Genomic DNA, 16,906 nt, shown 5'->3' with positions numbered 1-16,906 from the left:
CTGATCAGAAATTCGCGGTGGAGGTGAACAGGCCGACACGCAGGTCGTTGGCCTGATAGATATCGCGGCCATCGACGGAAACGGTGCCGTCCGCCATGCCCAGAATCAGGCGGCGGGTGATGACGCGCTTGATATTGATGCGGTAGGTGACCTTCTGGGCGTCAGGCATGATCTGCCCGCTGAACTTGACCTCGCCGCAGCCCAGCGCCCGGCCGCGTCCGGGGTGACCGAGCCAACCGAGGTAGAAGCCCACCAGCTGCCACATGGCATCGAGGCCGAGGCAGCCGGGCATGACGGGGTCGCCCGGAAAGTGGCAATCGAAGAACCACAGGTCAGGGCGGATATCGAGCTCGGCGATCAGTTCGCCCTTTCCGTACTCGCCACCCTCTTCGTAAATGCGCGTGATGCGGTCGAGCATCAGCATGTTGGGGGCCGGCAGCTGGGCATTGCCCGGGCCGAACAGCTCACCGCGGCTGCAAGCCAGCAGTTCATCGCGATCAAAAGAGTGTTGCTTGGTCACTGGAGCGTTCCGAGAGTCGAAGTGATGTACGCCGCGCACGGCAATCTGCCGCCATGCGGCCTGCCTAGTCTACTGTTCGTGGGGGCTGAATGCACCCCGTGGGCCTTCGATCATGGTCGTGGTAGACAGAAAGTCTGCTTTGACACTACAGATTCCGGGCAAAGCGCCGATAACGACAGCACACTTTTTTCGCGTTCTCTATCGCGGGAGTCCAATTCGACCATGTGGCCTCGGTTATCTTTCAATCGCCCGCTGATCTGGCTCGGGCTCTCGGCGATGTCAGCCGTTCTGTGGCTGCCGAGCGTCTCGCTCAGGCTCGGTGCGCTGTTGCTGATGGCGGTGGCCATGTGGGACGGCTGGCGTCAGGTGAAGCTCGAGCAGCGTCGCTCGCGGTTGACCGAGCAGGTGATGCGACAGTCGGGTGAGGCGGTGATGATCACCGACGATCAGCACCGTATCCAGGCGGTCAACCCGGCGTTTACCGAGCTCTCGGGGTTCGAGCTGTCCGAGGTGGCCGGCCTCAGCGCCAGCAACCTGGCGGCGGCGCGCCATGACAGCGCCTTCTTCGAGCGCTTCTGGCAGGCGCTGATCAGCGCCGGTCGCTGGGAAGGCGAGCTGTGGCAGCGACGCAAGGATGGTAGCGAGTACCCCATGTGGCTGGAGGTCCAGGTGATCACCGACCCCCATGGCCGCGCCGAGCATCATATCGCCACCTTTACCGATATCTCGCTGCGCAAGGCCCGGGAGCAGGACCTCAGGCGGATCGGTCGGGAAGACCCGCTGACCGGGCTGCCCAACCGTTTCCGTCTTCATGAATTGCTGGCCTCGCGTCTGCGTCATCTGCGTGCCGGTGAGTGCCTGGATCTGGCGCTGATCGATATCGATGGTTTCAAGGAGATCAACGACGGCCTCGGTGTCAGCGCCGGTGATCGATTGCTGGCACGTTTCGGCAAGCGCCTGGCCGGGCATGTGGCCGGCGGTGTGGTCGGGCGGCTGGGCGGGGACGAATTCATGGTCCTGCGTACCACTACCTATGACGATCACGAGCGCTGGGTCGAGGGCTTGAAGAGTCATCTGGGAGAACCGTTCGAGATCGACGGCAGCACCCTGAGGCTCGGCATTACCATCGGCAGCTGTCGTGCCCCGGAAGACGGCAACGATGATGGCGTCCTGTTTCAGCGCATGGAGGCGGCGCTGGCGTCCGCCCGCCGCCATGGCGGAAATTGCTGCCAGCGCTTTCGGCCTGCCCTGGACGTCGGCGACGGCCCCAATCTGGCACTGCTCAATGACCTGCGGGAAGCGCTGGCCCAGGGAGGACAGCTGGAGCTTCACTACCAGCCGCAACATCGCCTCGCCGATGACGCCATGATCGGCATGGAGGCCTTGCTGCGTTGGCGTCATCCCCGCGACGGGATGATCTCCCCGGCGGAGTTCATCCCCCTGGCGGAGCGTCATGGACTGATGGCGCCGCTGGGTGACTGGGTGATTCATCAGGCCTTGACCCAGCTCGCCCACTGGCGCTCGCGGGGGCTATCGCCGCTGCCGGTGTGGATCAACATCTCGGCGATGCAGCTGTTCCAGGGCGACCTGGAGAAGACCCTGGCCACCGGCCGCGCGCGCCATGACGTGGCGTCCCAGTGGCTGGGGCTCGAGCTGACCGAGTCGGTGCTGCTGGACGATCGTGGCGGCGATATCGTGCCGCGCCTGGAGCGATTGCGTGACCTGGGCCATCGCATCGCCCTCGACGACTTCGGTACCGGCTATTCGTCGCTGGGCTATCTCAAGGAGTTGCCGCTGGACAAGCTCAAGCTGGATCGTGCCTTCATCAAGGCGCTGCCGGGTGACAGCGCCGATGCGGCCATCGTCAACGCGGTCACGGCGATGGCCCGAGGGTTGTCACTGGAGATACTGGCCGAGGGCGTCGAAACCGCAGAACAGCGCGACTACCTGCGCCAGGCCGGTTGTGATGAGGTGCAGGGGTACTTCTACGCCCGGCCGATGCCGGCCCACGAGCTCGAAGCCCTGTGGCGGGAAAGCGCTACCCGTCAAGAGGCCAATACCCGTCAGGCGGTGGCCTGATGGCGCCTTTAGCCCTTGTTCAGCCTGAGCGCCGACGCAGGCCGATGCCGATGACCAGGCACAGCGAGGCCCAGATCAGCGCCTGGGTCGGCAGCAGCCAGTCGGCCAGCTCGACGCCCGCCAGTGCCGCGCCGCCCAGGTAGGACGAGGGGCCGCCGATCAGGCCGCCGAGGGCGGCGAGCCAGGGGCGCGCCCATAGCCACTCCAGCGAGTGATGAATCAGGGTGGCGAACAGCGGCCATAGCCACAGCAGCCACAACGCCAGCGGACCGAGGCTCGGGCTCTGCGGGTCGAAGCGATAGCCGCCCAACGCCGCCAGCGAGCCATCGATCACGACCCCAGCCAGCAGAAACCCCAGCAACCAGCGCCATTCTCCGGGCTTGGCCAACCAGCGCAGGTGAGCCACGATCACCGCCAGGGCAATGGCTCCGCCGGCCCAGGCGCCCATCAGCACACAGCCGAACCAGCCCAGCTGGAAGCCCGCCACATTGAGCAGCGAGGCCTGCCAGCGGGGGGGCATCGGTCCCCTGATCACGGCTTGCCGAGCCGAGTTCGCGGCCGCGCATCGGGCTTGGCCAGCAACAGGTGGCAGGTGCTGATGGTGCGCTCCGCGAAACCCGCCTCGCAGTAGCACAGATAGTAGCGCCACATGCGCACAAAACGCTCGTCGTAGCCCAGCTTGCCGACCTGATCGAGGCTCGCCTCGAAACGCTGGCGCCACTCACGCAGGGTGCGGGCGTAGTGCGGGCCGATATCATCCAGATCGACCAGGTTCATCGAGGTGTGTTTCGTCAGGTTCTGCAGCAGTACCGTGGGCGATGGCAGAAAACCACCGGGAAAGATGTAGCGCTTGATGAAGTCCATCTCTCTGCGCGCCGCTTCATAGCGCTGGTCACGTACGGTGATGGCCTGCAGCAACGCCAGCCCCTGGGGCGCCAGCAACTGGTCCAGGGTCTTGAGGTAGCGCGGCAGGTAGTCGGCGCCGACCGCCTCCACCATCTCCACCGAAATCAGCCGGTCATAGCGCCCGCTAAGTTCGCGGTAGTCCTCGTTGAGCAGGGTGACCTGGTCCTCGAGTCCCTCCTCGGCCAGGCGGCGAGCGGTATGCTCGTATTGCTCGCGGGAGATGGTGGTGGTGGTCACCCGGCAGCCGCGGGTACGGGCGGCATGGATCGCGAGTCCGCCCCAGCCGGTGCCGATCTCCAGCAGGTGGTGGTGAGGCCTGACGTCCAGCTTGTCGAGCATGACATCGAGCTTGTGGGTCGAGGCCTGCTCGAGGGTAGCCTCCGGGGAGGGGAAGATGGCACTGGAGTACATCCAGTGTTCACGGTCCAGAAAGGTCGCGAACAGGTCATTGCCGATGTCGTAGTGGGCCGCAATATGGCGCCGGGAGCCCTTGCGGGTATTGCGCTGCAGACGCAGCAGCGTGGACAGCAGGGCGCGTCCCAGGCCGGCCAGGCCGCCTTCCACATCGTCATTGACCCGGTCGATGTTGCGCGCAAACAGACGCACCAGTCCGACCAGATCGTCTACGTCCCAGTCACCGTCCATGTAGGCTTCTGCCGCCCCCAGGGTGCCGCCCAGCGCCATGCGCTTCCACACCCGACTGCGGCGTACCACCAGAGTCACGCTCAGTTCCCCCTGTTCCCCAAGCTGATGGCGCTCATGGCCGTCGACAAGGGTGATGCTGCCGTGGCGCAGTTGGCCCAATTGCGCCAGCACCCGAGGCTTGAGCCAGTGGCTGAGCCTGTCGCCGCGTCGGCTGATGGTGACGCCTTGTTCGCTCCTGAGTGTGGTCAAGACGGAGTCTCCTCGGATCTGGATGAGAGGCCTTCGGCCGGCGGTGGGTGATCGTGCAGCGGGACGCCCTTGAGCCACAGCCTGATTGCCTCCCAGTGGATGGCCGCCAGGGTCTTGGTGGCCATCCAGGGTTGCCGCGCAAGGCCGGCGAGCAGCGCCGGTCGGGTAGCCGGCCGGCCTGCCAGGGTCAGGGTGGCATCGAAGTGGCGCTGGCCATCCCGCCAGGTCTCCATGTGCATGGCGAGCTCACGCCCCGGGCTGTTGAAGCGCCAGTGGTAGGTCATGCCCATGGGCAGAAAGGGCGATACGTGCAGGTCCTTGTCGAACTCAGCGCGGTGGCTGTGACGCTCGGGGTCTACCGCGGCAGCGTAACGGGTGCGCTCGCGCCAGGGGGTATTGGTGACTTCACCGAGTACCGCGCCCAGACGCTCGCGTCCCTCGCCGTCGGGTTCGTGGTAGAGGTAGTAGAGCGAGATGGGATTGAACGACACCCAGGGAGAGCCAAGCTGGGTCAGCAGGCAGACCCGGCCCTGGGGCGCCTGGCCCAGGCGCTCGCGGACCTCGGCCCTGGCGGCGTCGGCCAGGGTTATCTCGCTGCCCCGTGCCGGCAGGTAATCCTCGCGCCTGAAGCGGGCCAGCGCCGGCCTGCGGGCACTGAAGCCGGGCACCCGGTCGAACAGTTCGGGCAGCTCCTCCAGGTCGAGCCAGGCCATCCATACGCGATAGGCAAACTCGTGGGGTCGCGGCAGAAAGCGCCGATGGCGCAGGGTGCCGCGGTAGATCCGCGAACGCGGCTTGGCGATCATGGTGCCACCGCCTCCAGCCGCTCATGGTCGCTTTCCTCGCAGCCCAGCGCCTTTGCCACCCGCAGCGCGCTCCATACGCCATCCTCGTGAAAGCCGTTGCGCCAGTAGGCGCCACAGAAGTGAGTACGCAGCGCCGCAGAGGAGATCTCGGCATGACGCGCCTGGGCCAGGCTACCCTGGGCCGTGAACTGGGGATGGGCGTAGCGAAAGCGCCCGAGCACCTTGGCCGGGTCGATGCTGTCGGCGTCGTTCAGGGTCACGCAGAAGGTGTGCGGCGCGCTCAGGCGCTGGAGGATATTCATGTCGTAGGTGACCGAGACCCGGTCAGCGTCGCTGCGGCTGTCGAGGCGATAGTTCCAGCTGGCCCAGGCGCGCCGACGGCGCGGCAGCAGGCGAGTATCGGTGTGCAGTACCACCTCGTTGTCGGCGTAGGGCAACGCCGACAGCACCTCGCGTTCGGCGTAGCTGGGGTCATCGAGCAGCCCGAGCGCCTGGTCGGCGTGGCAGGCCAGCACCAGTTGGTCGAAGCGTTCCTCGCCGGCATCGGTGCGCAGCACCACGCCGTCGTGTTCCCGACGAATACCACGCACCGGCGTCGCCAGGCGGATGGCGTCGGCGTAGGGCGCCACCATGGCATCGATATAGCCGCGCGATCCCCCTTCCACGGTGTACCACTGTGGCCTGTCGTTGACCGACAGCAGCCCATGGTGGTGGAAGAAGCGCAGGAAAAAACGTGTGGGAAAGGCGCGGATATCGGCCAGGCTGGCCGACCAGATGGCGCCCCCCATGGGCAGCAGGTAGTGGCGCTGAAAGTCGTCGCTGAAGCCATGGCCATCGAGATAGTCGCCAAGGGGCATCAGCAGGGCATCGCTGGACGTATCCTGGCCCGGTCGCGCCAGATCGGCGATGGCCAGTCGGTTGAAGCGCAGGATCTCGCCCAGCAGGCGGTAGAACGCAGGGCGCAGCAGGTTGCGACGCTGGGCAAACAGCGAGGTCAGGGTGTGGCCGTTGTACTCGAAGTCGCGGTCGGTGCGATGCACCGAGAAGCTCATCTCGGTGGCCTGAGCGTTCACCCCGAGGTGTGCCAGCAGGCGCTGGAAGTGCGGATAGGTGCGATCGTTGAAGACGATGAAGCCGGTGTCGATGGCGTAGTCCCGTCCGTCCAGGCTGACATCCACGGTAGCGGTGTGTCCCCCCAGCCGGTCGGCGGCCTCGAACAGCGTCACCTGGTGACGCGCGCTCAAGTAGCGGGCGGCGGCCAGGCCGCTGATACCCCCACCGATCACCGCGATGCGCTGGGCCTCGAACGGCGGTTGAAGGCGAGTCATTGGTTGCGTTCCTTGTGGGGGGTGGAATCGTCATCGTCTTCGCGCCTGACCAGGCGCTTGCCCAGGGCGATCCTCAGCCGCAGGGGCAGGATGCCCATGAACTTGACCAGGTAGGTGAAGCGCCGCGGGAAGTGGATGTCCCGTCGGCGTGCCGACAGTCCTTCGAAGATCGCCTTGGCCGCCTGTTCCGGCGTGACCGCCATGGGCATGGGGAAGTCGTTGCGTTCGGTCAACGGCGTCTTGACGAAGCCGGGGTGGATGACGCTGACGTCGATGCCTTGATGGGCCAGGTCGAGTCGCAGCGACTCGAGAAAGTAGCTCAGTGCCGCCTTGGACGCGCCGTAGGCTTCGGCACGCGGAAGCGCCAGATAGGCCGAAGCACTGGACGTCGCCACGATCTGCGGGCGGGCACCCTGGCGTCGGGCCTTGTGCAACAGCGGCAGAGCCACCTCGATGCCATGGATGGTGCCGAAGAAGTTGGGTTCGAAGTTGTCGCGAACCAGGGTGGTGTCGACGCGGCCGCCGTCGAGGTAGACGCAGGTCCCGGCGTTGAAGATCACCATGTCGAGGCCGTCGAAGGCCTCGTCGATGCGTGCGGCGGCGTCCTGCATCGACGCGCGGTCGGTGATGTCGGCGGGGACCGGCATGGCGTTGTCATGGTCCTTGGCCAGTCGTTCCAGGCCAGCCTTGCCGCGCGAGGTCAGGGCGACGCGATGGCCATCGTCGAGCAGGCGTCGTGCCAGTGCCTCGCCGATGCCGGAGGTGGCGCCGGTCAGCCAGATGCGCTGAGGGTTGGGGTCGCGTGCCATCTACTGTCGCTCCTTTTGCGGTGCGGCCTTGCTGTCTGAGCTTGCTGTGGGCTCGATTCAAGCTCGCTGCGATTCACGCTTGTCGAGACTCACTCTTGTTGTACAAGGTCGGATCAGAATTCTGGGCCTGCTGTCAGCTACGTATCGGCGCCGTCCATGGTTTCAGCCGACGGTGCGTATATTTACCGAAGGCGCGGGCATCGACCGGCGCTGTCAGCCTCAACCGGCGGCGTGTCGCTTGATGCTGCGTATCACCGCGCCGAGCAACGGCAGGCGCTCGTAGAGCAGCGCACCGGCGTCGAAGTGGTCCTGGTGGTGGACCACCTTGCCGCCGTCCGGTGAGGCGAAGCGCAATACCGAGCAGCCTTCCACGTCGATCTGGCGGCCTTTGCAAAGGCGCCTGTGGCGCAGCGCCATGGTCCAGCACACGAAGCCCCGGTCGCCGTCCCGCAGGCCATGGTGAAAGCGGAAGCGGCAGTCGATCACGTTGGCGTACAGGGCGTCGAAGTCGCGCTTCAGTGCCTCAATGCCTTCCACCCGATGCAAGGGGTCGATAAAGACGATGTCACTAGAATATATACTGTATAGCTTTTCTGTACAGGTATTGTCTAGTTTATTGAAGGTGTCGCAGAAGGTCGCCAGCACAGGGTCCTGGATCATGGGGGCTCCTTGTCGGTGTTGTTGTCGTCGGCAGATCGGACTGAGGTGGATCGGGCTGGGGCGGATCAGCAAAGGGACCACAGGATGACGCTGGCTTGTGCCGGGCTATCTCACGCCAGGCCAAGCCAGACAGTGTCCTTATCCCGCGTCCTTCGACAGGCTCTTGAAGGCGTCGAGTGCGCGCTCGCGGGCGGCGCGGTGGTCGACGATGGGGGCGGGGTAGTCGAGGTCGGTGAGCAGATCCCGGGTCGGGGCATGTCGCTTCTTCGGCGCCAGTGACGCAAGCTCCGGCACCCAGCGCGCGATGAATTCGCCTTCGGGATCGAAGCGTTCGGATTGGGTGGTGGGGTTGAAGATGCGGAAGTAGGGCGCGGCGTCGGTACCGGTGGACGCCGCCCACTGCCAGCCGCCGTTGTTGGCGGCGAATTCACCGTCGACCAGGTGCTCGAGGAAGAATCGCTCTCCACGTCGCCAGTCGATCAATAGATGCTTGGACAGGAACATGGCGGTCACCATGCGCAGGCGATTGTGCATCCAGCCGGTGGCGACCAGCTGGCGCATGGCGGCGTCGACCAGCGGATAGCCGGTGCGTCCTTCGCACCAGGCGGCAAAATCCTCGGGGGCGTCGCGCCAGTCCAGGGTCTCGGTGTGGCGTTGAAAGGCTCGATGGCGGCAAACCCTGGGGAAGCCTGTGGCCACGTGCTGGTAGAACTCTCGCCACACCAGTTCGCTGACCCAGGCGGTCAGGCCGGCGTCGCCGTCGCTCAAGCTACCGTCGTTGACCGCCATCACCGCCTGCATGCACTGACGCCAGGAAATCATGCCCAGCGCCAGATAGGGCGATAGCTCGCTGGTGCCGCGTCTGGCCGGGAAGTCCCGCTGCTCCTTGTAGCGCTTCGCCGGGCTGTCAGGGAAACCTCGCAGAAAGCGCGACAGGCGGTCACTGGCGGCCTCCTCGCCGGCCGGCCAGTGGCGACTATCCACGCTCTTGTTCGGATAGTCGGGGCGCTGGCTGGCGCTGGAGGACAGCTCCAGTGGCGCCTGGCGCTCCGGTGGGTCCAGCACCTCGAGTCGCTCGGCGCTGATGGCCTTGTGCCAGGCCTTGGCGAAGGGGGTGAAGACGCCATAGTAGTCGCCCTTGCCGGTGAGCAGCTCGCCGGGACTGAAGGCCACGGCGTCGCGCAGGGCACGTGCCTCGAGGCCGCTGTGCTCGGCCTGAGCCAGCACCGCCTGGTCGCGCCTGACCTCATCGAGGGGGTACTCGCGATTGAAATAGAGGGCGTCGGCGCCGAGCTCCTCGGCCAGCGCCATCAGTGCCTGGGGGGCGTCATCGAAGCGCGGCACCTGACGCTGGATCAACGGGATATTGCGCTCGGCCAGGGCTTCGCCCAGGGCCTCCACGCCACGACACAGAAAGTCGAGCTTGTTGTCGCCGTGGCCGTGTTCGCGCCACTGCTGCTCGGCGTGCAGAAAGACCCCGATGACCGGGCCGCGTCGGGCGGCGTGGTAAAGCGCAGTATTGTCGTGAATACGCAGATCGCTGCGAAACCAGACCAGAGTGACAGGCATGGGGAGCTCCCGCGAATCGTGTCGTGGTTAGAGTGGGCATCGCGCCGCGACGGGGATGATCAGGCTGTCTTGTCGTGGCTCAGTGCTGGCGAATCAGCGGCCTCAGCCGGTCCAGCGCCATGGGGATGTCGTCACCGAGCACCTCGATCTGGCTGTCGGCCAGTTCGGCGGCGCGGATGCGTGCCACCGGGCCGCACAGCGCCAGCGGAGTGTCGAGCTGTTCGGCCAGGCGAGGCAGCAGTCGACGGACCACGTCGGAGCGTTCGGCCTTGCCGCTGCACAGCACCACGGCACCGGGGCGCAGGCGCTCCAGCGCCAGCGGCAGATCGGTGAACGGCAGCGGCGCATCCATCAGGGCGATGCGGTAGCCGCGTTCACTGGCGGCGAGCGCCAGCATCAGGGTCCACAGCGAACCGTCATCGTCCGGCAGGGTGTCCAGCAGCAGGGCGGAACCACGGGCGGTGCGATTGGCGTGAAACAGGCGAATACCGATGCGCGTGCGCAGGAAGCTCTCCAGACTGCGTCGCTGCAAGGCCGCGCCAAGCTGCCCTTCCCAGCGCTCCTCGAGCTCCTGGACCACCGGCTGCCATAGCTCACTGATGCAGGTGCCGACCGGGTAGAGGGCCAGGGACTGCTGGTACAGGCCGTCCAGATGATCCATGTCGAGGGCATCCACCGCACCCAGCATCTGGCGGCGCTGCGAGGTCCAGTCACCGGCGGCGGGCGGTGCCGTCTCGGCGGGCTCGGGCTGGGTCAACAGGTCCTTGACCTGACTGACCGGGACACCGCGGTTGAGCCATTGCAGAATACGCTCGACCCGCTCGATGTCTTCCCGAGCGTAGAGGCGATGCCCCTTGGGCGTGCGGCGCGGCTCGATCAGTCCGTAGCGCCTCTCCCAGGCACGCAGGGTCACCGAATTGACCCCGGTGAGCCGCGACACTTCGCGGATGGGGTAGAGAGGAGATTCGGTGGGGGGCGCCGTATGACTCATGAGGGCCTCGATGCGTGTCCTGGTGCGATTGTGAAGGCGCAAGCTGCGCCCTGTCCCTGGAAGTTGTCGATGGCGTAGGTGACTCGACGTTTCCGTAGCTGTACAGACGCTACAAAGTGTACAACAGTTTTACCGCTTTTCGCTCACGCTGATTGAACGTCTAGGGGGCGGGTGACAGCGTCTCGCCGACCTGGTCGGCCACTGCGCTTGCCAGCGCCTCGACGAACACGGGGTGTTCTCCTACCGGCGCCAGCAGCGTCAGCTCGAGCCCCGGGTGTTCGCCGCGCAGGACGTCGATCTGCGCAGGCACATCCTTGCGCAGATGACGACCGGCGGCGAAGAACAGCGGCAGCACCTCGATGCGGGTAACGCCGGCTGCGCTCAGTTCGGCCACGGTGGACTCCAGCGACGGCTCGCACAGCTCCATGTAGGACAGCCGGATCGGCGTGCCAAGGCGTGGCGCCAGGGCGTCGCGGAAGTGCTCGAAGGGCGCCCGCCAGTTGGGATCGCTGGAGCCGTGTGCAAGTAGTACCAGTGCGTATGACATGTTCGGTTTCCTGATGACCTGAAAATGGGTAAGCCTGCGACTGGCGCCCGCTTCAGGCGTCGGTGGCAGTACGATGCAGGGCCTCGGCGACGTGCACGCCCGACAGCCAGGCATCCTCGATACGTCCGCCGCGCAGACCGTCACCGGCCAGTGCCAGGCCATCCTCGCCGAGACGGTGATCGGGCGCCGCCAGCGTAAGGTCCGCGGTGGCGTAGCGCCAGCGATGGGCACCGCTGGCCGTGATCTGGGGCAGAGAGGAACCTGTCGGCAACCGGGTTGCGAGGGCCTTCTGCAGGGCTGCCGTCAGCCTGCTGACCACGTCCTCGGCGTCGTCCTCGAGATGGCGCTGACTCCACTCGTCTTGGGCCAGCAGCGAAAGCGTCTCGCTCTGGTGCTCGCGTCCGGGCTTGCGATTCTGGCGAACCGCCAAGCGCAGCGGCCCCTGGTCAAAGCGTACCACTGGCCAGTCGGCGTCGATGCCCTCGAGCGTCAGCGCTGTGTCGAAGCGCACCCAGGCACTCCAGCAGGGCAGCATGCGGATCTCACGACAGGCCTGCGCCAGCGCCTCGTCGTGGGGGCGCAGCAGGGGTTCGGCCTGGGCCGCCGGCGCGGTCACCACCACCCGGTCGAAGGGGCCGTAGCTGTCACCCTGCGGGTCCTCTAGCCACCAGCCGTCCAGGCGATCGGTCAGGCGGGTGACGCGAGTCGCCGCAAACAGCTCATGGGGGGCGGCCAGGTGGCGGGTGATGGCGCTCATGCGTGGAGTGCCGCAGTAACGATGTTGATCGTCGCCTTCCTCATGCCAGGCGCCCGAGGCGTCGACCCGATAGCTGGAGGGCGGCCAGGGCGTGGCCACCCCTGCGGCTTCCCAGCGGTCGACCTCGGCGGCGAAGGCAGCGTCACGCACGCTGAAGTATTGAGCACCCAGGTCGAGGGATTCGTCTCCCTCTCGGCGAGAACTGCCACGCCCACCGGGCCCTCGGCCCTTGTCAAACAGCACCGCACGGTGACCGTGTCGGCGGAGCTGGCCGGCGCAAGCCAGGCCGCTGAACCCCGCTCCAATGATGGCGACCTGCAGCATCGACGGAAGCCCTCCTCGAGCCTGTGGTGTCAATATCTTGGATGTAGCGTATAAGTGATGTACAACTTGAGTCAAATGAAGTCCTAGGCTCTGTCCGAAAAGTCGACGAGCGAAGGTTAGACAAGGCAAAAATCGGTGAGAAAGCGCAGTTTACGGGGTGTAAATGAGCATTTTGACCGGGCTGGCGCACCAGACGATTTTTAACGCCGTATTACCGAGCGCAGGCACTTTTCAGACAAGCCGTAGACCGGCCAGCGCACAACCGACTAGGCTGAAATCAGGCTGGTCGCACGCTGCGGTGGTCGCTGCCGTCAAAGAGGGCCGACGGTATGTGGTCGGGGCCAGGGATCGTTGTGTATTGCGAGAGGACAAGCTATGCGAGTACTGATCACCGGTGGCAGTGGCTTTGTGGGCCAGCGTCTGTGTCGACGCCTGGTGGACGCCGGTCACCGCGTACAGGTGGTCTCCCGCTCACCGGCGCAGGCGGCGAAGGTGCTGCCCGAGGGGGCGGATGTACGGGTCAGCGCGCTGGACTTCGTCGACGCGCCGCCCGGGGTGCTGGTCAACCTGGCTGGCGAGCCCATCGCCGACAAGCGCTGGAGTGACACCCAGAAGGAAAGACTTATCGATTCGCGCATCAACGCCACCAGGGAACTGGTGATGCTGTGCGAACAGTTGTCGCAGACCGCCAAGGCCCCCAGGGTGCTGGTCAGTGGTTCGGCCATGGGCTTCTACGGCGATCAGGGCGGGGGCGAGGATGCGCCGCCGGTAACCGAGCAGACAGCGCCCCATGATGAATTTGCCCACCGCCTGTGCAAGCGCTGGGAACAGGCCGCCGCTGGAGTGAAGGACTTCGGCGTGCGCCTGGCGATCCTGCGCACCGGCCTGGTGCTGGATGAAGGCGGCGGCATGCTCAAGAAGCTGCTGCCACCGTTCAAGCTGGGGCTGGGGGGGCGGCTCGGCAAGGGCGATCAGTACATGCCCTGGATCCATCGCGAGGATCTGGTGGAAATGATCCTGTGGTTGATCGAGAAGGAGCACCTGAGCGGGCCCTTCAACGGCAGTGCCCCGGAGCCCGTCACCAACCGCGAGTTCACCGAAGCGATCGGGCGTCACCTGAAGCGCCCGACGCCCTTTCCGGTGCCGGCGATGGTGCTGGAGACCGCCTTCGGCGAAATGTCGCGGTTGCTGCTGACCGGCGCGCGCATGGTGCCGCAGCGCTTCGAGGAGGAGGGCTTCAGCTTTCGCTACCCGACCCTGGACAAGGCGCTGGACGACATTCTTTAAGACGGCGCGAGTTCCGCTGTTCGACACCGGCGCTCGCTACTGCCGGTCGAGACCCCAGGCGACTCACGTTACGCCAAGGCCTTGCACCGGACACATCTCGCAAACAGCAGGAGCCCCGCGCTGTCGGTCGCAGCGCGGGGCCGCCATATCCGAGACGATCCTCAGGCACTTTTCAGACAAGCCCTAGCGGCTGTCGTCGTCGATGGTCACGATCACACGCACGGCGTCCAGTCGCAGGCGGGTGCCTTCGATGGCCTGGTCCAGCGCCTGGCGCTCGTCGCGCAGGGCGGTGATCTCGTCCTCGCGTACCGACGGGTTGCGCTGTGCCAAGGCCTCGAGTCGGGTCAGCTCGTTGTCCAGTGTCTGGCGCATGCGCACCTGGGCGGCCTCGACGATCGTCGGCAGCTCACGCTGGGCCTCGGCCTCGGCGCTGTCGAGCAGGTCGCGCAGCTGGTCGTGCCGACTCTTGATCAGGTCCCGCGCCACCGCCTTCTTGACCTTCTTGAGGTTCTTCGACAGACCGGTGAAAGACACCTTGTCGGTGAGGTTGGCACCGGACTCGTCGAGCAGCACCCGCACCGCGGTGGGCGGCAGGAAGCGATTGAGGTGCAGGCGCTTCGGTGCCGGACAATGGGTGCGGAACACCAGCTCCGCCATCAGCCGGCCGGCAGGGATCGCCGGATGCTTGAGCAGGGCAAGGGCGGTGTTGCCCATGTTGCCGTCGAGGATGCGGCCCATCATCTCGCGCAGCAGCGGGTGTTCCCAGGACAGCCGCTGGACGTCGTCCCGGGCCAGCGCGCGGGAGCGCGAGGTGGTCACGGTGAAGCCTTCCTCGCCCTTCACCAGCCCTGGCAGGCCGTCGAGCATGTGCGAGCCCGGTGACAGCAGGGTCAGGTCGTTGCCAAGTTCGCGACTGTCGACGCCGAAGATGTCCAGCGCCTGGTCGAGGTAGCGTGGCAGGGCGCGGTCCTCGTCGAGTTCGACGATCCCCTGCTTGACCGACTCGACCCGCTCGGGACGGCAGGCGTTGAGCTCCAGCAGGCGATTGCGACCGGCGTCGCGTTCCGCCAGCTTGGCGTCGAACAGCGCGCGGGTCTCGCCGATGACTTCTTCCAGGGCCTCGTCGTCGAGCAGGCTCTCGGCCAGGTCGTCGCCGAAGGCGTCGAACAGGTCATTGCCGATACCGTGCGGCGCACTGAAGGCGTCCATCCCCTCCTGATACCAGCGCAGCAGTTTCTCGCCGGGGCTGCCTTCGAACACCGGCACATGGATCTCGATGGCGTGGCGCTGGCCGATGCGATCGAGACGGCCGATGCGCTGCTCGAGCTGGTCCGGGTGGAGCGGCAGGTCGAACATCACCAGATGACGACAGAACTGGAAGTTGCGGCCTTCGGAGCCGATCTCGGAACACACCAGCACCTGGCAGCCGTCCTCGTCATCGGCGAAGGCGGCGGCGGCACGGTCGCGCTCGACCAGCGACAGGTCCTCGTGGAACACCGGCGCCTGTACCCCGCCGAGCACGCGCAGGCCGTCGGACAGCCCCTGGGCGGTCTCGCGGTCGTGGGCGATCACCAGGACCTTGTCGTCGCCCATCTCGGTCAGCCGTTCAAGCAGCCAGGTCACCCGGGGGTCGAACTGCCACCAGGGTTCGGCGTTGAGAGGGTCCTCGGTCAGGGCGCTGTACATGCCGTCCAGATAGACCATCACCTCGGGGTGGTCGAGGCCGGTCTCGATCAGCAGCTCGTCGAGGTAGTCCTCGTCCCGCGCCAGGCGACGCAGCACTCGGCGATAGGACGACGGCAGCTCCAGCTTGTCGACGTGCAGGCGACGTTCAGGGAAGCCGCCGACGTGGCGACGGCTGTTGCGGAACATCACCCGGCCGGTGCCGTGGCGGTCGAGCAGCTGGTCTCGCAGCTGGGCGCTGGCCTGTTGGCGCTGTTCCAGGCTGCATTCGGGGTTGGACAGGGTCGCCAGCAGCGCCTGGCTGTCGCCGTCGTCGGCGACCGCGCCGATGGTGTCCCGGGCGCCGGCATCCAGCGGCCCGTCGACATCGCCCAGGGCGTCGATGGCCTCGGCCACCGCCACATAGCCCTGCTCCTCGGCGCGGAAGGCCTCCAGGTCCGAGTAGCGATCGCGATCGAGCAGGCGCAGCCTGGCAAAGTGGCTGGCCAGCCCCATCTGCTCCGGCGTCGCGGTCAGCAGCAGCACGCCGTCGGTGGCGCCGGACAGGCGCTCGACGCAGGCGTAGCCGGGGCCGACCTCGTCCTCGCTCCACTCCAGGTGGTGGGCTTCGTCGACGATCAGCAGGTCCCACTCGCAGGCTTCGGCCTGTTGCTGACGGTGGGTGTTGGCGAACAGCCAGTCCTGGCTTGCCAGCACCAGCTGGCCGGCCTCGAAGGGATTGGCATCGCCATGGGCCTGGCTCTGCTGTTCGTCGAGCAGGGTCACCGACAGCGAGAAGCGTCGCAGCAATTCCACCAGCCACTGGTGGGTCAGGCTCGCCGGCACCAGGATCAGCGCGCGCTCGACCCGCCCGGTCAGCAGCAGGCGATGCAGGATCAGTCCGGCTTCGATGGTCTTGCCGAGGCCGACTTCATCGGCCAGCAGCACGCGAGGCGCCTGACGCGAGGAGACCTCGTCGGCGATGTACAGCTGATGGGGGATCAGATCGATGCGTGGGCCGGCCAGACCCAGCGCCGGGTTCTGCTCGATGCGATGGTAGTGATGCAGGGTGCGAAAGCGCAGGTCGAACCAGTCGTTGCGATCGACCTGGCCGGTCAGCAGACGATCCCGGGCCTGGTCGAACTGCATGCTGTCGGCCAGCCGGGCCTCCGGCAATTCGCACAGCTCGCCCTTGTCGTCTTCGCCGATATAGACGATCAGGCCATCGATTTCCTTGGTGTCGTCCACCGTCATCTGCCAGCCCTCGGCGGACTGGATGCGATCACCACTGCCGAAGGCGACTCGGGTCAACGGGGCAAGACGGGTACTGTAGGTGCGGGTTTCCTGGCTGGCGCCGAAGAGCACGGTGACGCTGCGCGCGTCGCAGTTCAGGATAGTGCCCAGGCCGAGTTCGGCCTCGCCGTCGCTGATCCAGCGCTGGCCGGGAGAGAAGTCGCTCATGATGCCTCGGGAGATGCGTCGTTACGGTTCGTGGTCGCGGGCCAGGCCCGCCGCCGACAGGGCGCGGTATCTTACAGCAATCTTCAGTCTGGCTTAAGCGCCATCGTCATGCCCGTGATCAGATGTCGCATGGCGGCTGAAACCTTCGCATCGAGGCGTTCCCGAAACGCCCCCGCGCTTGCCGCCGTGCCCGGGCCAGCGATGAGCTTGGCCGTGAGGTGGCGGATTCAGGCTACGTCAGTGCAGGAAAAGACAGGTTGGGCGGGCCGAGGCGGGGTGTCCCCCTCGGCCCTGAGACTGCGGGTG

General features: G+C 66.2%; 14 protein-coding genes. 2 read left to right on the top strand and 12 right to left on the bottom strand.

Annotated features, from left to right (window positions below):
• Positions 1–4: 4 nt before the first annotated feature.
• Positions 5–520: a 3-hydroxyacyl-[acyl-carrier-protein] dehydratase FabA gene (gene fabA / locus NFG57_RS18635; RefSeq protein WP_045990827.1), complete on the bottom strand. Its 516-nt coding sequence runs from the start codon at positions 518–520 to the stop codon at positions 5–7.
• Between the two features lie 222 nt (positions 521–742).
• Between fabA and NFG57_RS18630 the strand changes: the two genes are divergently transcribed.
• Positions 743–2,599 carry an EAL domain-containing protein gene (locus NFG57_RS18630; protein ID WP_348814950.1) on the top strand — a complete coding sequence of 619 codons (1,857 nt, stop codon included), beginning with the start codon at positions 743–745 and terminating at the stop codon, positions 2,597–2,599.
• A gap of 19 nt (positions 2,600–2,618) precedes the next feature.
• On the opposite strand, the gene NFG57_RS18625 is transcribed toward NFG57_RS18630, so the two are convergent.
• The 10 genes from NFG57_RS18625 to NFG57_RS18580 all read right to left on the bottom strand — a co-directional run bounded on the left by NFG57_RS18625 (position 2,619) and on the right by NFG57_RS18580 (position 12,190).
• Complete coding sequence (locus NFG57_RS18625) at positions 2,619–3,119, bottom strand: DUF2878 family protein (protein WP_222569678.1); 501 nt, start codon at positions 3,117–3,119, stop codon at positions 2,619–2,621.
• Between the two features lie 11 nt (positions 3,120–3,130).
• Positions 3,131–4,399, bottom strand: a complete 1,269-nt coding sequence (locus NFG57_RS18620) for a cyclopropane-fatty-acyl-phospholipid synthase family protein (protein ID WP_108133432.1) — start codon at positions 4,397–4,399, stop codon at positions 3,131–3,133.
• Positions 4,396–5,205 carry a DUF1365 domain-containing protein gene (locus NFG57_RS18615; RefSeq protein WP_213230105.1) on the bottom strand — a complete coding sequence of 270 codons (810 nt, stop codon included), beginning with the start codon at positions 5,203–5,205 and terminating at the stop codon, positions 4,396–4,398. The genes NFG57_RS18620 and NFG57_RS18615 overlap by 4 nt, the downstream gene beginning before the upstream one ends.
• A complete protein-coding gene (locus tag NFG57_RS18610; RefSeq protein WP_222517128.1) occupies positions 5,202–6,533 on the bottom strand; it encodes an FAD-dependent oxidoreductase in 1,332 nt (443 codons plus the stop codon). Before NFG57_RS18610 ends, NFG57_RS18615 begins: the two co-directional genes overlap by 4 nt.
• Complete coding sequence (locus NFG57_RS18605) at positions 6,530–7,342, bottom strand: SDR family NAD(P)-dependent oxidoreductase (RefSeq protein ID WP_348814949.1); 813 nt, start codon at positions 7,340–7,342, stop codon at positions 6,530–6,532. Before NFG57_RS18605 ends, NFG57_RS18610 begins: the two co-directional genes overlap by 4 nt.
• A gap of 219 nt (positions 7,343–7,561) precedes the next feature.
• Entirely contained in the window at positions 7,562–8,002 is a 441-nt protein-coding gene (locus NFG57_RS18600) for a nuclear transport factor 2 family protein (protein WP_108133436.1), read from the bottom strand.
• 138 nt (positions 8,003–8,140) lie between these two features.
• Complete coding sequence (gene phrB, locus NFG57_RS18595; protein ID WP_348814948.1) at positions 8,141–9,571, bottom strand: deoxyribodipyrimidine photo-lyase; 1,431 nt, start codon at positions 9,569–9,571, stop codon at positions 8,141–8,143.
• A gap of 79 nt (positions 9,572–9,650) precedes the next feature.
• Complete coding sequence (locus NFG57_RS18590; protein ID WP_348814947.1) at positions 9,651–10,562, bottom strand: MerR family transcriptional regulator; 912 nt, start codon at positions 10,560–10,562, stop codon at positions 9,651–9,653.
• 160 nt (positions 10,563–10,722) lie between these two features.
• Complete coding sequence (locus NFG57_RS18585) at positions 10,723–11,109, bottom strand: CbiX/SirB N-terminal domain-containing protein (RefSeq protein ID WP_348814946.1); 387 nt, start codon at positions 11,107–11,109, stop codon at positions 10,723–10,725.
• Between the two features lie 52 nt (positions 11,110–11,161).
• On the bottom strand, positions 11,162–12,190 hold the full coding sequence (locus NFG57_RS18580) for an FAD-dependent oxidoreductase (protein ID WP_348814945.1): 1,029 nt from the start codon (positions 12,188–12,190) through the stop codon (positions 11,162–11,164).
• A 375-nt stretch (positions 12,191–12,565) separates the two neighbouring features.
• On the opposite strand from NFG57_RS18580, the gene NFG57_RS18575 reads away from it, so the two are divergent.
• Positions 12,566–13,477: a TIGR01777 family oxidoreductase gene (locus NFG57_RS18575; protein WP_124805177.1), complete on the top strand. Its 912-nt coding sequence runs from the start codon at positions 12,566–12,568 to the stop codon at positions 13,475–13,477.
• Between the two features lie 183 nt (positions 13,478–13,660).
• Here NFG57_RS18575 and rapA read toward each other — a convergent pair whose 3' ends face one another.
• A complete protein-coding gene (gene rapA, locus NFG57_RS18570) occupies positions 13,661–16,600 on the bottom strand; it encodes an RNA polymerase-associated protein RapA (RefSeq protein ID WP_348814944.1) in 2,940 nt (979 codons plus the stop codon).
• Between the last annotated feature and the right edge of the window lie 306 nt (positions 16,601–16,906).

Origin of the sequence: Halomonas sp. H10-59 (assembly GCF_040070555.1) — a bacterium.
Classification (GTDB): domain Bacteria; phylum Pseudomonadota; class Gammaproteobacteria; order Pseudomonadales; family Halomonadaceae; genus Halomonas; species Halomonas litopenaei.
This window is presented reverse-complemented; position numbering and strand designations above follow the sequence as displayed.